Annotated in this window: 15 protein-coding genes; 6 read left to right on the top strand and 9 right to left on the bottom strand. The window is 74.3% G+C overall.

Features of this window, described 5'->3' with window-relative positions; genetic code table 11:
• Positions 1 to 97: 97 nt before the first annotated feature.
• Positions 98 to 373, bottom strand: a complete 276-nt coding sequence (locus ACZ60X_RS32695) for a hypothetical protein (RefSeq protein ID WP_469606262.1) — start codon at positions 371 to 373, stop codon at positions 98 to 100.
• Positions 374 to 661: 288 nt separating this feature from the next.
• Between ACZ60X_RS32695 and ACZ60X_RS32690 the strand changes: the two genes are divergently transcribed.
• From ACZ60X_RS32690 to ACZ60X_RS32665, 6 genes are all read left to right on the top strand, one after another.
• Entirely contained in the window at positions 662 to 1,843 is a 1,182-nt protein-coding gene (locus tag ACZ60X_RS32690; RefSeq protein WP_469606259.1) for an MFS transporter, read from the top strand.
• Positions 1,737 to 3,044, top strand: coding sequence for an acyltransferase family protein (locus ACZ60X_RS32685; protein WP_469606392.1), 1,308 nt, complete (start codon positions 1,737 to 1,739; stop codon positions 3,042 to 3,044). Before ACZ60X_RS32690 ends, ACZ60X_RS32685 begins: the two co-directional genes overlap by 107 nt.
• Positions 3,041 to 4,255, top strand: a complete 1,215-nt coding sequence (locus ACZ60X_RS32680) for an acyltransferase family protein (RefSeq protein ID WP_469606257.1) — start codon at positions 3,041 to 3,043, stop codon at positions 4,253 to 4,255. The genes ACZ60X_RS32685 and ACZ60X_RS32680 overlap by 4 nt, the downstream gene beginning before the upstream one ends.
• A gap of 121 nt (positions 4,256 to 4,376) precedes the next feature.
• A complete protein-coding gene (locus ACZ60X_RS32675; RefSeq protein ID WP_469606255.1) occupies positions 4,377 to 5,210 on the top strand; it encodes a patatin-like phospholipase family protein in 834 nt (277 codons plus the stop codon).
• The gene (locus ACZ60X_RS32670; protein WP_469606253.1) at positions 5,207 to 6,391 is read left to right on the top strand and encodes an acyltransferase family protein; all 1,185 of its coding nucleotides are present in this window, start codon (positions 5,207 to 5,209) and stop codon (positions 6,389 to 6,391) included. The genes ACZ60X_RS32675 and ACZ60X_RS32670 overlap by 4 nt, the downstream gene beginning before the upstream one ends.
• A complete protein-coding gene (locus tag ACZ60X_RS32665; RefSeq protein ID WP_469606250.1) occupies positions 6,388 to 7,212 on the top strand; it encodes an alpha/beta fold hydrolase in 825 nt (274 codons plus the stop codon). The genes ACZ60X_RS32670 and ACZ60X_RS32665 overlap by 4 nt, the downstream gene beginning before the upstream one ends.
• A gap of 12 nt (positions 7,213 to 7,224) precedes the next feature.
• Here the strand turns inward: ACZ60X_RS32665 and ACZ60X_RS32660 are convergent, their stop codons facing one another.
• The 8 genes from ACZ60X_RS32660 to ACZ60X_RS32625 all read right to left on the bottom strand — a co-directional run bounded on the left by ACZ60X_RS32660 (position 7,225) and on the right by ACZ60X_RS32625 (position 15,193).
• Entirely contained in the window at positions 7,225 to 8,463 is a 1,239-nt protein-coding gene (locus ACZ60X_RS32660) for an MFS transporter (protein ID WP_469606247.1), read from the bottom strand.
• Positions 8,460 to 9,482, bottom strand: coding sequence for a zinc-dependent alcohol dehydrogenase (locus tag ACZ60X_RS32655; RefSeq protein WP_469606244.1), 1,023 nt, complete (start codon positions 9,480 to 9,482; stop codon positions 8,460 to 8,462). Before ACZ60X_RS32655 ends, ACZ60X_RS32660 begins: the two co-directional genes overlap by 4 nt.
• Complete coding sequence (locus tag ACZ60X_RS32650; protein WP_469606240.1) at positions 9,479 to 10,297, bottom strand: sugar phosphate isomerase/epimerase family protein; 819 nt, start codon at positions 10,295 to 10,297, stop codon at positions 9,479 to 9,481. Before ACZ60X_RS32650 ends, ACZ60X_RS32655 begins: the two co-directional genes overlap by 4 nt.
• Positions 10,294 to 11,388, bottom strand: coding sequence for an alcohol dehydrogenase catalytic domain-containing protein (locus tag ACZ60X_RS32645; RefSeq protein WP_469606238.1), 1,095 nt, complete (start codon positions 11,386 to 11,388; stop codon positions 10,294 to 10,296). Before ACZ60X_RS32645 ends, ACZ60X_RS32650 begins: the two co-directional genes overlap by 4 nt.
• Positions 11,385 to 12,347 carry an ROK family protein gene (locus ACZ60X_RS32640; protein WP_469606236.1) on the bottom strand — a complete coding sequence of 321 codons (963 nt, stop codon included), beginning with the start codon at positions 12,345 to 12,347 and terminating at the stop codon, positions 11,385 to 11,387. The genes ACZ60X_RS32645 and ACZ60X_RS32640 overlap by 4 nt, the downstream gene beginning before the upstream one ends.
• A gap of 101 nt (positions 12,348 to 12,448) precedes the next feature.
• On the bottom strand, positions 12,449 to 13,129 hold the full coding sequence (locus ACZ60X_RS32635; protein WP_469606233.1) for an HAD-IA family hydrolase: 681 nt from the start codon (positions 13,127 to 13,129) through the stop codon (positions 12,449 to 12,451).
• A gap of 49 nt (positions 13,130 to 13,178) precedes the next feature.
• Entirely contained in the window at positions 13,179 to 13,946 is a 768-nt protein-coding gene (locus tag ACZ60X_RS32630; RefSeq protein ID WP_469606230.1) for an SDR family NAD(P)-dependent oxidoreductase, read from the bottom strand.
• Complete coding sequence (locus ACZ60X_RS32625) at positions 13,943 to 15,193, bottom strand: sedoheptulose 7-phosphate cyclase (RefSeq protein ID WP_469606228.1); 1,251 nt, start codon at positions 15,191 to 15,193, stop codon at positions 13,943 to 13,945. The genes ACZ60X_RS32630 and ACZ60X_RS32625 overlap by 4 nt, the downstream gene beginning before the upstream one ends.
• Between the last annotated feature and the right edge of the window lie 142 nt (positions 15,194 to 15,335).

Here is a 15,335-nt window from a genome sequence, read left to right as displayed (position 1 = left end):
TTCTTACCCGGATCTCTCCGTTCCCGCCTTCCTGGGAACTCCCTGTGCGCGCCTTACCCGCCGCATCCTGTGCGCCGCCTGTGCCTCTTACCTGGTTCTACCCGGATTTACCCGGATCGCGGCGGGCCGCCGCCAGGTGCCAGGCGAGGTTGCCCACCGCCGCGCCGGCCGCGACCACGGCGACGATCACCCCGCCGGTCGCGAGGCCGTCGCTGAACAGATGCGGGCGCCGGTCGAGGCTGTGCAGGCCGAAGCCGCACAGCTCGTACACGCCCACGGCGGCGATGACCAGGCTGACGACCAGCAGGGTCACCGTCGGCGCGAGACTGTGCGCGCCGGGCCCCCTGCCGGCTTTCGACTCGGTGTCCTGCATGGGTCCCCCGTTGAACAGACGTGTGGCCGCTGGCGGTTGGGAACCTACAATACGTAGGGTTTCCGGGTCGCGTTGCCGGGCCGGGGTGTCACCGGCGCGAGTGGCGCCCGCCCCTCTGATCGGTTGTGCGGCAACTTCTTACGTCCGCCCCCGACTTCCCCCTGGGCCTCTCTTCAGCTGGACAGTGCGTTCGCTTTGCGAGCCGCACTCCTTTTGGTGCGCCACCTGTCTTGTATATTGGCAACTCGACTTCTAAAGTCTCCTCATGGCTCCTGAGAGGACTCCCTTGTGACCCGCAGAACCATTCCGCTGGTGGCCGGTATCTGCTGCATCGGCACCTCCGAGCTGCTGCCCGGCGGGATGCTGTCCCAGCTCGGCTCGGCGCTGGACGTCGACGTGACGACCGCGGGCCTGCTCGTGACCGTCTACGCCGCGACCGTGGCCCTCGCCGGACCCGTCGTCACCGTGCTCACAGCGGGGGTCTCCAAGGCGCGCCTGGCCACCTGGCTGCTGGCGGTGTTCACCGCCGGCAACGTCGTCATCGCGACCGCGGCCGGCTTTCCCCTGGTCCTGCTCGGCCGGGTCGTCACCGCGAGCGTGCACGGGGCGTATCTCGCCACCGCGATCGTGGTGACCCAGCGGCTGCTGCCCGTGGAGCGCTCCAGCAAGGCCGTCACCGCCATCCAGTTCGGTGTCAACCTCGCCACCGTGCTCGGCATCCCGGCCGGTGCCGCGCTCGCCCAGCTCGGCGGCTGGCGGACCCCGTTCGCGGTGATCTCGGTGGTCGCCGCGCTCGCCACCTGGGGAGTCCACAGGGCCACCGCCCACCTGGACATCGGCACCCCCGAGCCGGACGCCCGGCAGGAGATCTCGGCGCTGCTGAACCTGAACGTCGCGCTCACCGTGGGAGCCACGGCGCTGTTCTCGGCGGCGATGTTCACGATCATCACCTACTTCGAACCCAGCGCCGTCGCCGCCGGGTACGCCGAGCGGGCGGTACCCGTGCTGCTGGTCGCGTACGGCGTCGCGAGCATCGCCGGCAACTCGATCGGCGGGCGGCTGGCGGGCCGCGGCCGAGTGCCCGCGCTGCTCACGGCGGCCGCGTTCATCGCCGGCTGCGCGGCCTTCCAGCCGCTCCAGCGCTCCACCGTCACCTTCCCCGTGGGCGCGGTGCTCTTCGCCCTCGCCACGTTCTCGCTCATCCCGATCCTGCAGAGCGACGTCCTGGACCTCGCCGCGGCGGCCCCGAGCCTGTCGCTGTCGACCAACATGTCGGCCTTCGGCGTCGGCGCGGCCCTCGGCTCGTTCGCGGGCGGCCGCGTCATCACCCACTTCCACGACGTGCACGACGTACCCCTGGCCGCTGCCGTCCTCGCCCTGGGCGGGTTCGCCCTCTACGGATGGCGGCACGCGCGACCGGCCTCTTCCCCCGTCGACCGCATCAAGGAGGCGTCCCATTTCCAGGCCTAGCATCGACCACCGCGCACCGCTGCCGTCCCTGACCGGTCTGCGCTTCGTCGCGGCCGCGCCCGTGTTCTTCTTCCATCTGTCGCTGACGTTCATCCCGATGAACCCGTTCAGCGACCCGACCTGGGCCGACGCCTACAAGACGATCTTCTGGAAGGCCGGCTGGGTCGGCGTGTCCTTCTTCTTCGTCCTCAGCGGCTTCCTGCTGATGTGGCGGAACTCCGACAGCCGGGGCTACTGGCACTTCTTCCGCAAGCGTCTGGTCAAGCTGTTCCCGTCCCACGTGGTGACGTGGACGGCGGCCATGGTCCTGTTCGCCGGCGCGGCCGCGGCCACCCCCTGGGACTACCTGCCGAACCTCTTCCTCGTGAACTCCTGGTTCCCGGTCCACGACATCTTCCTCGCGGTCAACGTCCCCAGCTGGTCGCTGTGCTGCGAGCTGATGTTCTACGCCCTGTTCCCGCTGCTCGCCCCGCTCGTGCGCCGGATACCCGACAGGTGTCTCGCGCTCGCGCTGGCCGGATGCGTCGCGGGGACGTTCGTGATCGCGGGCATCACCACGCTGCTGCCGAACACCCCGCACACCGACGGCATGCCGATCTCCACCATCCAGTTCTGGTTCGGCTACAACTTCCCGCTGCCCCGCCTCCTGGAGTTCACCGCGGGCATGGTCCTGGCACGCCTGCTGGCCGCCGGCCGGCTGCCCGCCGTCCGGCCCGCCGCCGCCTGGGGCGCGCTGCTCGCCGGCTACGTCGTCGCCGAACTGGTGCCGTTCACCTTCTCCTTCATCCCGTTCACGCTCGTGCCGCTGCTGCTGCTCGTCGGCTCCGCCGTCCGCCGGGACCTCGACGGGCGGCCCACCTGGCCGTCCTCGCGGCCGATGGTGTGGCTGGGCGAGGTGTCGTTCGGCTTCTACATGACCCAGCACGTGATCATGTACACGTTGCGCGTCAAGATCCAGCACGGCGTCCACTACGCTCCGCTGCCCGCGATCGGTCTGATCCTCGGCACCTTCGCGGCCACGATCCTCGCCGGCTGGCTGCTGTACCGGCTGGTCGAGCTGCCCGCGATGAACCGCTGGGCCACGGCCCGCCGCGCCCACCGGCTCCCGCACGGGACATCGGCCCGGACCCCGGCCGCCCCGAGCGCGACCGAGGGCGCCGCGACCGACGGCGTCGAAGCCGGGGCGGGGGTGTCCTCGTGAGCACCGCCCAGCCGACCGGGACCGGGCGCGGCGGCAACCTGCCCGGGCTCTCGCTGGCCCGCCTGCCCGCCTCCCTCTTCATCCTCACCTCGCACATCGTCGGCGTGGGCCTCTTCGCCGACCAGGCACTGCAGTCCCACGTCTACGGCGCTCTGAGCAAGATCGGCTACACCTCCGTGTCGTTCTTCATCGTGCTCAGCGGCTTCGTGCTCACCTGGACCTCGCGCGGTACCTCACTGGGCTGGCGGCGGTTCATGTCCCGGCGCGTGGTCAAGGTGATCCCCGTCCACCTGATCGCCTGGGTGATCTGCGTGGCGCTGTTCGCCGCGACGGCCTTCCCGCTCGGCACGGTCCTCGCCAACCTCTTCCTCGTCCAGGCCTGGGTGCCGGACCACACCGTGTACTTCGCGGTCAACAACCCGGCCTGGACGCTGTCCGTGGAGATCTGCTTCTACCTGGTCTTCCCGCTGCTCTACGGCTTCCTGGTCAAGCGCTCCACAACTGCCCTGCGCACCCTCGCCGTCGTCCTGACCTCGGCCATCGTTGCCCTGCCCTTCGTGCTGTCGCTCTTCCCCGACGGCGCCACCTTCCGCAGCCCCGGCATGAACTACCACGGCCGGCCCGAGGACATCTCGGAGTGGAAGTTCTGGCTGGTCTACGTCTGCCCCGCGGCGCGGATGCTGGAATCCGTCCTCGGCATGCTGATCGCCCTGCTGCTCAAGCGCGGTGCCTGGCCCCGTATCCCGCGCTGGGCCGCCCTGGTCGTCCTCGCGCCGGAGATCTACGTCGCCACCGAGCACGCCCACTTCATCTTCGCCACCAGCGCCGCCACCATCACCGGCATCGCGCTGCTGGTCGGTGCCGTCGGCGCCGGTGACCTGCGCCGCGCGCCGGAGCGGGCCGCGCCCGCCCTCGCCCGCTTCGGCCGCTTCACCTTCGGCGTCTACATGTACCAGTGGCCGCTGCTGTGGATGTGGTACCTGCACCGCGAGGGCCAGGGCTACAGCGCCGTCGAGGCGCTGATCGTGTACGCCGGGATCGTGGCCCTGACCGTTGTCGCCACGTACCTGTCGTACCAGCTCGTCGAGAAGCCCCTCGACCAGCGCTGGCGCCGCCGCAACACGCCCCCGCGCCCGGCGGCCCCGGCACGGACGCACGCGGAGGCGGTCGCCCGGACCGGGCGACCGGCAGAACCGGTGCACCCGCGCTGACGCGCACCGCACCCCGGAACCGTCCCGGCCCCCCGGCCGGGCCGACGCCGGCCACCGCGCCCCGGCACAGGAGCCGGTGGCCGGCCCCGTCCCTCAACTCCCCGACAACAGGAGGATGCTCATGTCGCAGGAATCGACCGCCGTGGTCCTGGGCGGCGGCGGGCTCGCCGGTATCGGCTGGACCATCGGCGTCCTGGCCGCACTGGAGGAGGCCGGGGCGCTCCGGCTGTCCTCGGCCGGCCACGTCATCGGCACGTCCGCCGGCGCCGCCGTCGCCGCCGCCGTGCTCCAGTCCGGCGCCGCCGCCGAGTTCGACCGCACCGTCCGCAAGGCCCGCCGCAACGAGGAGATCGCCCCGGCCGTCGCGCTCGCCGACATCCTGCCGGACGTGCTCGCCGTCCACGGCACCGGCGAGTCCCTCGCGGCCAAGACCGCACAGCTCGCCGCGCTGTCCCGGGAGCGCTCCGGCACCGACCCGGCCCGGCGCCGCGAGGTGATCGCCGGACGGCTGCACAAGGACGCCTGGCCCGAGGCCCGGCTCTCGGTCACCGCCGTGCGCGCCGACGGCGAGACCACCGTCTTCACCGCGGACTCCGGCGTCTCCCTCGTCGACGCGCTCACCGCCAGCTGCGCCGTACCGGGCCTGTGGCCGGTGGTCACCATCGACGGCCACGACTACGTCGACGGCGGCACCTACTCCCTCACCAACGCCGACCTCGCCGCCCAGGCCGACCGCGTGCTGGTGGTGCGGCCCCAGCCGGACCTGCCCGGCTATGTGACGCCCGAGCGGCAGCGGGTCCTGGACCGTGCCCTGTTGCTGGAGCCCTCCGAGCGGTCCCGGGCCGGCTTCGGCTCGGACCCCTTCGACCCCGACGTACGCGGTGTGGCCGCCGTACTCGGCTACGAGGACGGTCTCGCGGCCGTGCCGGCGGTCACGTCGCTGACCGGCGCATGAGAGCCGTGCAGGGCAGCGGCGGCGCGCCCGTGGCGGCGCCGGCGGCGGATCCCGCGCCCAGCGGGCCGCCGCCGGCCCCGGCCGGGCGCCGTCCCCGCCTGGACTCGCTGACCGGACTGCGCTTCTTCGCCGCCCTGTCGGTGTTCGTGTGCCACTCCTCCTACCTGGCGCTGCCGACGTTCGCGGACCACCACACCAACGTCGTCTTCCACGAGATCGCCAATCAGTTCGGCGGCCTCGGCGTGGCGTTCTTCTTCGTCCTCAGCGGCTTCGTGCTCACCTGGTCCTCGCGCGCCGGCGACCGGCTCACCCACTTCTACCGGCGCCGGTTCGTCAAGATCCTGCCGCTGTACTACGTCGCCGGCGCGGCGGCCGTGGCCGTGTTCTGGGGCACCGGCACGCAGGTGCGGGACGTGGTGCGCTACGCCACCCTCACCCAGGTGTGGGTGCCCAACCCGAAGCACAACTTCACGGTTCTCCCGCCGGGTTGGTCGCTGGCCGTGGAGGCCGTCTTCTACCTGGTGTTCCCCTTCGTCGTCGGACGCTTCCGCACCGTCCGCCCCCGTACGGCCTGGACCGGGCTGGCGGTCTGCGTGGCCGGCGCCTTCCTGATGCCGGTCCTCGCCTACGACGTCCTGCCGGCGGGGCACATCAAGCTGATCAGTGAGCCGAGCGTGACCGGCTTCCAGCTGTGGTTCGCCTACGTCTTCCCGGTCGGCCGGCTCTTCGACTTCTTCGCCGGGATGTTCGCCGCCCTGCTGGTGACCTCGGGCCGGTTCCCGCGGGTCAGCCTGCCGTGGGTGCTGGTGTCGTTCGTCCCGGCGTACGTCGTCGCCAGCTACAGCCCGGTGCTGTTCGGCTGGCGGGCGCCGCTGATCATCTCCTGCGTCCTGCTCATCGTGGCCGCCGCCCAACGGGACGCCGCCGGCCGTCCGGGCGTGCTGTCCTCCCGCCCCCTGGTGGCCCTCGGCAACGCGTCCTTCGCCTTCTACCTGTGCCACTACCTGGTGCTCTACACCCTGAACACCAAGGTGCTGCACGGTCCGTTCGACTCGGACGCGATGGTCGCCTGCTACCTGGCGGCCGCCCTGGCGGTCTCCCTGGCCCTGGCCGGGCTCCTGTACCGGTACGTGGAGATGCCCCTCGTACGACGTTTCGGCTCCGTGAAGGGAAGGCGATGACAGAGCTCCACCAGCCGGTGCCGCCGGTGGCGAGCGCGCTGCTCGACACCGGCACCACCGAGTACGTGCACGCGGGGACCGGCGCCGGCCTGGCCCTCGCCCACGGCGCGGGCGGCGACGTCGAGCTGAACTTCGGCCCGCTGCTGCGCCGCCTGTCCGGCCACCGGCACCTGGTCGGCACCCGCTACCCGGGCACCGGTGCCTCGCACCCGGCGGGCGACCTGGACGTCTTCGCCCTCGCGGACTCCCTGGTCGCCGCGCTGGTCCGCGAGGGCCACGGCCGCTTCCCCGTGGTCGGCGCGTCCTTCGGCAGCGCCGTCGCACTCGCCGCCGCGCTGCGCCACCCCGACCGGGTGACCGGACTGGTCCTCACGGTCGGCTTCAGCGAGGCGGACGCCCAGCTGCGCACGGTCGCCTCGGTGTGGGCGGCGCTGGACGCGGCGGGCGACCGCCAGGCGCTGGGCGCGTACCTCATCAGCCATTTGACGCATCCCCAACTCCTCGCCGCACTGGGGGAGTCCGAGCACCACGCCCAGGCGAAGGCGCTCGGCGAGGGTCTGCCCGCGGGCGGCCTGCGGCAGATCACGGCCGCCACCGGGGTCCGCCTCACCGACCGCCTGCCCGGCATCACCGTGCCCACGCTCGTCGTCGTCGCCGGCGCGGACCGCGTCGTGCTGCCGTCGACCAGCCGCGTGCTGGCGGAGCGGATCCCGGGCGCCTCGCTGATCGAGTACCCGGACGCCGGTCACGCCTTCACGCAGGCGGAGGGGGAGGTGTGGGCGCGGGACGTGGAGCGGTTCCTCGCGGATCACCGGCTGTGAGGGCGCCGGCCCTCACCCGGCTCGCTCACCAGGCGCTCCCGGAACCGGGCGCAGGACGCACACGGCGAGCAGTACCGCCCCCGCCAGCCCCGCCGAAACCACCGGCAACCACACAGTCGCCCCGCCCAGCAGGGCCGCCCCCACCGCCGACCCGCCCGCGATCCCGACCTGGAAGCACGTGACATAGACGGACGACGCCCGGTCGGCCTCGGCGGCGGCCACCCGCATGATGCCGGTCTGGAACACCGGCCCCGCCGCGGCGAACGCCCCGCCCCACAGGGCCACGCCCACCGTGGCCGACGACACGGCGACCGCCGTCGGCAGCGGGGCGAAGCCGGGCAGCAGCAGGGCCACGCCCGCCACGAACACCGCCATCGTCACCGTCGCCGTCCGGCGCGGGGCGGTGTCGTTGTGGCGGCCGACCAGGAACGTGCCGACGGCCCCCGCCAGCCCGAACACCGTCAGCAGCGCGACCACCGCCCCGGAGGAACCGGTGACGCCGTTGATCAGCACGGAGAAGTACGTGTAGCTGACGAAGTGCGCCGTCACCAGGACCAGGGCCACCCCGCACAGGGTGAGCACCGCACGGCGGTCCATGCCCGCGCCCGACGGCGCCTCCTGCCGCGATGCCGCGGCCGGGTCCGCGTCGCCCCGCTGCCCCCGCAGCGCCCACCCCAGGGCCGCGGCCACGACCGCCGTGGCGAGCGCGAGCAGCAGTGCCGTGGCGCGCCAGCCGATCAGCCGGCCGATCAGGGCGGTGCCGGGGCTGCCGACGATCGCGGCCAGGGAGGAACCGCCGAACACCGCCGCGGTCGCCGTACCCACCCGCTCGCGCGGCACCAGAGCGGCCGCCGCCGGGGCGATCAGCGACCACAGCACCCCGTGGGTGAGGGCCGCGGCCACCCGGCTGGCCACCATCACCGGGTAGCTGTGCGCGAGCGCGGCGAGCACCTCAGCCGCGATCAGCACCAGCAGGGAGACCAGCAGCGCCGTACCCCGCGACACCCGCGCGGCGAGCGCCACCGTCGGCACGGTGACGACGGCGGCGACGACGGCGTACCCGCTGACCAGCAGCCCGACCCGGCCCTCCGGGACGTCCAGGCCGCGCGCGATGTCCGGCAGGAGGCCCACGGGGAAGACCTCGAAGGTGACGTAGACGAAGGTCGCGGCAGCCAGCGCGGCCAGCCGGGCGGCCGTCCGCGCGCCGATCCGGGCCGGCGGGCGGAGCGCCGGGGCTGTCGTGGCCTTCATGCGTCGGCCGCCCCGACGCGCACCATCACCTTGGGCCGGAGCCGGTCGCGTGCGGCGAGACGGGCGAACGCGGCGTCCAGAGAGCCCAGCGGGAACACCCGGTCGACGAGGGCGTCCAGGTCGACCGCGCCCGACTCCACGAACTCCACCAGCCGGTCCCAGTACCCGACCCCGGACAGCACACCGTGCAGGGTGACGTCCTTGATGACCAGTGCGGCGGCGTCGAAGTCCGCGACCGCGCGGTGCGGCGTGCCGAGCTGGGCGATCCGCCCGCCGGACGCGACCAGGGCGACGGCCGTGCGTACGGCGGCCTCGGCGCCGGAGGCCTCCACCACGGCGTCGTACGCCGCCTCGTCCCGCTCGCTCGGCGCCGCCTGTGCGCGCAGGCCCAGGCCGGCCGCCAGGTCCCGGGCGGCGGGGTGCGGGTCGAGGACCACCGTGTCGGCGCCGAGCGCCCGCGCCACCTGGGCGGCGGCGAGCCCCAGGGTGCCCGCGCCGAGCACGGCGACCCGGTCGCGCGGGCCCACCGCGAGCCGGTCCACCGCGTGCACGGCCGCCGCGGTCGGCTCCAGCAGGGCGGCCGCCGCGTCGGACAGGGCGTCCGGGATCCGGGTCAGGGTGTCGGCGGGCGCGGTCAGCAGCTCCGTGCCGGCGCCCGGCCGGGGCCCCAGTACTCCGATCTCGCTGCGGTCGGGGCAGTGCCGGATCCGGCCCGCCCGGCACGCCGAGCACCGGCCGCAGGCGCGGAAGTTGTGCCCCGAGACCCGCCGCCCCCGCCACTCGGCGGCCACCCCGGGGCCGGTGCCGCACACCGTGCCGACCCATTCGTGGCCGAGGACGAAGGGATAGCTCTTCAGGCCGTCCCGCAGATAGTTGCTGGAACCGTCGTAGAAGCCGAGGTCGGTGCCGCACAGCCCGAGGAGGCCGACCCGGACGAGGACCTCGCCGGGGCCGGGGACGGGCGGGTCGGTCTCGGTGATCGACACCGTGCGCGGTGCGGTCAGCGTGATTGCTTTCACGGCAACTCCCTGTGGTCCATGGTCTCGTGGCCGGTGTCCAGTGCGGTACGGCACTCGTCGATGTCGGCGCGCAGCCGGGCGGGGTCATGCCGGTAGTCGTTCTCCACGAGTACCGTGCGGGGGGTGAACAGGCGCAGCAGGTGCGGCAGTTCGGCACTCATGCCCGACCAGCCCGCCGCGTCTGCCGGGTCCTTGACGTGCATGTCGGGCAGCAGGAGCCCAGCCGCCGCCACGGCGCGGGCGAACGTGGCCGGCCGGACACCCGCGTCCAGCAGGTTGCCGGTGTCCAGGACGAGCCGCAGCGCCGGATGGTCCACCGCGCGGGCCAGGGCGAGGCTGTCCTCGGGGCCGAGCGGGGACTCGTAGGCGAGGGTGAGCCCGGCGGCGCCGGCGCGCTCGCACAGGGTGCGCAGCGCGTCGGCGGTCCCGGCGCGCAGGCCCGCGGTGGTGGCCAGGCTGCGCCGGAAGCCCGGGACGTGCAGCACCCGGACGCCGAGGCGGCGGGCGCAGTCCAGGGCCCGGTGCAGCACGACCAGGGCGGCGGGGTTGGCCGTACCGCGGGCCAGGGCCAGGCCGATGTCGTTGACGTGGTTCACCGCGAGCACCGGGACCGGCACGACCTGGGCGATGGCCTCGGCGGCGGCCAGTTCGGCCGGGTCGGTCAGGGGCGGTCCGCGGTGGGCGCCGCCGAAGTCCAGGTGGAGCGCGTCCGCGCCGGCGGCGAGCGCGGCCCGGGCCGCGGCGGCCCGGTCGGTGCCGATCCGCCATTGCGGCGCGGCGACCGTCACCGCGCCGCACGGCCGCGCCCCGCTCATCGGTCCTCCCGCGTCAGCCGGATCGCGGCCTTCAGCACCCGGCGCCCGCCGGCGAACCGGCGGCGCGTGGTCAGCACGGTGTTGACGAGGTCGGCGGCCCCGGCGAGGTCTGCCTCGTGGGTCAGCACGTCCCGGCCCACGGCCTCGCCGGGGGCGGTGAGCAGCGCGACGGCCTCGCGCAGGTGGTCACCGGACACGCCCCGGTGGCCGTGCAGGAGCAGGGGTCCGGCGGGCCGGGCGAGGGGCGTGGCGTGCGGCGGCCAGGGGGTGCCCCCGCAGTGCCCGGCACGCACCGCCGCCACGTCGACCGCGCCGGCGGTCAGCTCCACCGCACCGGCGGGCACTCCCGCGTGCACGTCCACGACCAGCGGGCCCGGCACATGGCGGTCCACGGCCCGCAGCGCCGGGAGGGTGCCGGTGCGCGGGGTGGCGAGGACGGCGGCGACCGGTCCGGGCAGGTCCGCGAGCGCGGCCGGCAGCGTCGGGTCGTCCGGGTGGACGGCCCCTTCGCCGTGGCCCACCAACAGCACGCGCAGGCCGGGCAGTTCGCGTGGCCACACCTCGGCGGCGAGCCGTCCGACGATCCCGTCCCCCCAGACCACCAGCGCGGCCGGCCGCGTCAGCCGCAGCGCCGTGCGCAGCCCGTACAGCACGGAGGCGAGCGGTTCGGCCAGTGCGGCCGACCGGGGGCCCACCGCACTGTCCGGCACCGGCACGACCAGCCCGGCGCGCACCGCCGAGGCCGGGATCCGGGTGCGTTCGGCCCACAGGCCGGGCAGGTTGTGGCCGAGCAGGAACGACGGGTCGCCGGGGTGCGTGGGGTTCACGGTGACGGCCGTGCCCGGGGGCAGCCCGGTGCCGCCCGGCTCGACGACGTATGCCACGCCCTCGTGTCCGAGCACCGGGGCCGGGTCCTCGCGCAGGCCGCGCAGGATCTGCCAGTCGGTGCCGCAGATGCCGGCCACGGCCGGGGCGAGCAGCGCGTCGCCCGGCTCCAGCGCGGGGGTGGGCACCTCGGTGACGTCGAGCAGGGTGCGGCCGTGGCGGTCGGGGGTGCGGCGCACCAGCGCGTGGTACGTGGCCGCGCTCATGGCGCGATCCTCGGCGGCCAGCGGCCGATGCGTTCCGCGCCGCGCAGCGCGTCCACGTCGCCGGGACCGCACAGCACCAGCCGGTCGTCGAGCCAGGCCGGGCCGTAGCCGCGGGCGGCGTAGGACGTGGGGGTGGCCAGTCGGCCGCGCAGTTCGGCGGCGTAGTGCGCGCCGAGCCCCTCGACCACCCCGCCGCCCACGCCGAGCAGATCGAGGTGCGGGTCGAGGCACCACAGGGTGCGGATCAGCTGGGCGACCGGCTCGACGCACAGGCCGAGCAGCCGCCGGGCCGCCGGATCGTCCGCGTCGAGGGCGGCCGGCAGCCACTGGGTCACCTCCGCCGGGCCGGTCAGCCCCAGCCGCTCGGCGACCCGGACGAATCCCGGCCCGGCGGCGAGCGAGGCGAGATGGCCCGAGCCCCCGCACTCGCACACCAGCCCGGCCAGCTCCGGCGGGCACGCGACGGCCAGATGCCCGACCTCGCCCTGGAGCCCCCACGCGTCCACCGGGATCACGGACCGCTCCAGGTCGGCGATCCTGAGCCCGATCCCGCTGCTGACGGTCAGATAGCCGACGTGCCGGGTGCCGGGCCGGGCATGCGTGGTGGCGAAGTCGGCGAGGGCGGCGGTGACGTCGTTGACGAGGGTCCAGGTCACGTCGGGCCGGTGCGCACGCAGGGCGCCCAGCAGGTCGTACGGCTCGTCCACCGCGCCCCACAGCGGGGCCGAGCCGTGGACGACGCCGGTGAGGTGGTCGATGGCCGCGCCGAAGGAGACCGCGGCCCGGGCGCCGGGCGGAGCGGCCCCGCCCAGCAGTTCCACCATGTCCCGGCGCAGCTCCGCCACCGTCCGCCCGGGCCGTCGCAGCCGGCTCGGCGACGGCACCCGCTCCACCGCCCCGCCGGCCCGCCACCGCACCCAGGTGCCGCCGACGTCGGCGGCGAGGGTCGCTCGGGGCATGTGCGCGAGGGGGGCAGGGGGCGGCGGGGTGCCGGGTCCGGTAGCCGGTGCCGTGTCCCCCGCAGGGCGAGTCTTCCGGTCCGCGGGCGGCTGGGCCGCGGTCATCGCCGTACCAGCCGGCCGCCGTTCACCGGCTCCGGTGTGGACAGGGTGACCGCGTCGGCGGCCGGGCCGGTGCGGACGTGGAAGCCCCGGAAGTCGGCGTGGCGCTCGGCCTCGTGGTCGTGGGCGGCGCAGGCGCCGATGACCACCGTGCGGGCGCCGGAGGCCAGGCCGGCGCGGATGCCGGCGGGGGAGTCCTCGAAGACGACCGTCTCGCGCGGGGTCCGGCCGAGCAGGCCGGCGGCGCGGAGGTAGCCTTCGGGGTCGGGCTTGCCGTGTGTGATGTCGTCCGCGCTGACCAGGACCGGGGGCACGGGCAGGCCGGCGGCGCCGAGCCGGACCTCGGCCAGCCGACGGCTGGCGGAGGTGACCACCGCCCAGGAGCCGGACGGCAGGGCGGCGAGGAGTTCGCCGGCGCCGGGGACCGCGGTGATGCCGGTGGTCTCCGACTCCTCGTGCGCGACCAGCCGGCGGGTCTCGGCGGCTGCCAGGGAGGGGTCGGGGACGAAGCGGTGGACGGTCTCGCGGGTGGGGCGGCCGTGGGCGAAGACGAGGACGGCGGCGAGGTCCAGGCCGTGCCGCTCGCTGAAGCCCGCCCAGGTGGACTCGACCAGTGCGGTGGAGTCCACCAGCGTTCCGTCCATGTCGAACAGCAGTGTGTGCGCCTGAAGCAGCGGCAACGGGTCTCCTCGGTCAGGGAGTCGGGGAAGTCGGGTGAGCGGTGGGGGCTCAGGCACGGGTGCCGGCGAGGGGGCGGGACTGGGACACGGGGACGCCGGCATGGACGGTCGTCCAGGTCCGGTCCTCGTGCACGACCAGCGCCTCACCGGCGTACGGCACCCCGCGCGTGCGGGCCAGCTCGGCCGCGAGGGGGGCGAAGTGGTCCGGTGTCATGTAGGCGCCGTAGTCGAAGTCCGCCGGGCGGCGGGCGCGGATGCCGGGGGTGTCGACCATCCCGGCGGGCAGAGCCTGGACGAACGTCACCTCGGCCGGGTCGGTCTCCTGGGTGACGGAGCGGATCAGCGAGTCGGCGGCGGCCTTGGTCGCGGCGTAACCGGAGCGGTGGGGGCCCGCGTTGTAGACGACCTCGGACGAGATGTGCAGGAACAGGCCGGGGCGGGCCGCGCGCAGGGCGGGCAGGGTGGCCTTCAGGCTCCAGGCCAGGCCGTGCACGTTGACGGCGAACTGGTCGAGCCAGTCGCTCTCGCGGACCTCGGTGAAGGGCTCCCGACGGGAGGTGAAGTAGACGGCCGAGTAGCAGACCAGGTCGACCCGGGGAGGGGTGCCGGAGCGCAGGGAGGCCTGGGCCCGGTCGCCGTCGCGCAGGTCGAGGCGGTGCCAGGCGAGCAGGTCGGCGCCGGCTCCGGTGGGGCGGGTGCGGCTGAAGACGTGGGTCTCGATGCCCTGGGCGGCCCAGGCGTCGGCGACGCCCCGGCCGATGCCGGTGGATCCGCCGATCACGACGGCGGTCGCGGGCTCGCGCACCGGGGCGCTCACGCGCTCACCCGCACGGACGCGGCGGCCGGGGTACGGCCCGCTGCCCGGGCCTTGTCGCGCAACAGGGCGGTGGCCTCCTGGAGTTCGGCCGGGGTGACGTCGTCCACGAAGCGGTGCCGGCCGATCCCGACGGGCAGCGGCAGCCGCTGCCGGCCGTCGCGGTGGCGCACGGTGTCGAGCAGGGCGGCCTCCAGCAGCGCCGGGTCGTCCAGGACGTCGTTCCACAGCGGCAGGCCGAGGGAGGCGGCGACGGCGTAGATCCGGTCCGCCTGCGCGGTGCTGACGTCGCCGCGGAGGGCGGCGAGCGCGGTGGTGAGCGCCATGTCGATCATCACGGCCTCGCCGTGCAGCAGTTCGGGCAGGGCGTGCATCTCGACGGTCGGGCTGAAGGTGTGGCCGTAGTCGACGCAGCGCTCCAGGTGGGACTCCCAGAGGTTGGGCTGCAGTTCCTCCAGCATGAGGTGGATGGCCTCGGCGGTGATCGCGTCCGCCGCGGCGGCCAGCTCGCCGGTGGTGCCCTGCAGGCGGTCGGCGTGCACGGCGGCGCCCCAGGACTCCAGCAGCTCGAACAACTCCTCGGAGCGGATCAGGGCCATCTTCATGATCTCGGCGAGCCCGTTGCTGATGTGCCGCGGCGCGAGGGTGCGCAGGAAGGTGCGGTCCAGGAAGGTCGCCGTGGCCGGGGCGTAGGTGCCCAGGCGGTTCTTGCCGCGGCCGTAGTTGACGCCGGTCTTGACCCCGACCCCGGCGTCGACCAGGCCGATCAGCGTGGTGGGGATGCGGACGTAGGGCGTTCCGCGCCGGTAGAGGCTCGCGGCGAAGCCGACGATGTCGGTGAGGACGCCGCCACCGATGGCGAGCACGGGCTCGCGGCGGCGGTCGATGCCGAAGTCGTTCATGGCGTCGACCACGCGCAGGACGGATTCCCACTCCTTCACGGGCTCGTCGGCGCGCAGCGGCACCATCGTGGCCCGCACGCCGTGGTAGCCGAAGTACTCGCGTATCTCCCGGCCGTAGAGGGTGTCGACGTTCTCGTCGACGACCACCAGCCGCCGGTCACCGGAGCGCAGCGGGGCGTCCGGGCAGGCGTCGAGCAGGGCCGTGTTGTCGAGGGCGAACAGGTGGTCGGAGCTGACGACGTGGTAGCGGACCTGGCGGACGGCCTCGACCGTCCAGGCCGGCCCGCTCGCCGGGCCGTTGTCGACGCTGTGCCGCAGACCTTGGGTGAAGGACGTACCGCTGCGCATGTCTCCTCCGTATGCGGAAGGCTCTCACAGGACAATCGTCGCTGTGGCGATCGCTGATGCCAATATATTAGCAGCCTTGTTGGTCCCGGTGTCATTTGTGTTACGCTTCAAGCGTCTCGGCGACTGAAACGCGCGGCCGAGT

This window comes from Streptomyces sp. NPDC104106 (assembly GCF_055584345.1).
This window is presented reverse-complemented; position numbering and strand designations above follow the sequence as displayed.

Bases quoted from the DNA above. Each gene is read 5' to 3' on its own strand.
- ACZ60X_RS32695 (WP_469606262.1), bottom strand. From the start codon at position 373: ATGCAGGACACCGAGTCGAAAGCCGGCAGGGGGCCCGGCGCGCACAGT.
- ACZ60X_RS32675 (WP_469606255.1), top strand. From the start codon at position 4,377: ATGTCGCAGGAATCGACCGCCGTGGTCCTGGGCGGCGGCGGGCTCGCC.
- ACZ60X_RS32670 (WP_469606253.1), top strand. From the start codon at position 5,207: ATGAGAGCCGTGCAGGGCAGCGGCGGCGCGCCCGTGGCGGCGCCGGCG.
- ACZ60X_RS32665 (WP_469606250.1), top strand. From the start codon at position 6,388: ATGACAGAGCTCCACCAGCCGGTGCCGCCGGTGGCGAGCGCGCTGCTC.
- ACZ60X_RS32660 (WP_469606247.1), bottom strand. From the start codon at position 8,463: ATGAAGGCCACGACAGCCCCGGCGCTCCGCCCGCCGGCCCGGATCGGC.
- ACZ60X_RS32650 (WP_469606240.1), bottom strand. From the start codon at position 10,297: ATGAGCGGGGCGCGGCCGTGCGGCGCGGTGACGGTCGCCGCGCCGCAA.
- ACZ60X_RS32645 (WP_469606238.1), bottom strand. From the start codon at position 11,388: ATGAGCGCGGCCACGTACCACGCGCTGGTGCGCCGCACCCCCGACCGC.
- ACZ60X_RS32640 (WP_469606236.1), bottom strand. From the start codon at position 12,347: ATGCCCCGAGCGACCCTCGCCGCCGACGTCGGCGGCACCTGGGTGCGG.
- ACZ60X_RS32625 (WP_469606228.1), bottom strand. From the start codon at position 15,193: ATGCGCAGCGGTACGTCCTTCACCCAAGGTCTGCGGCACAGCGTCGAC.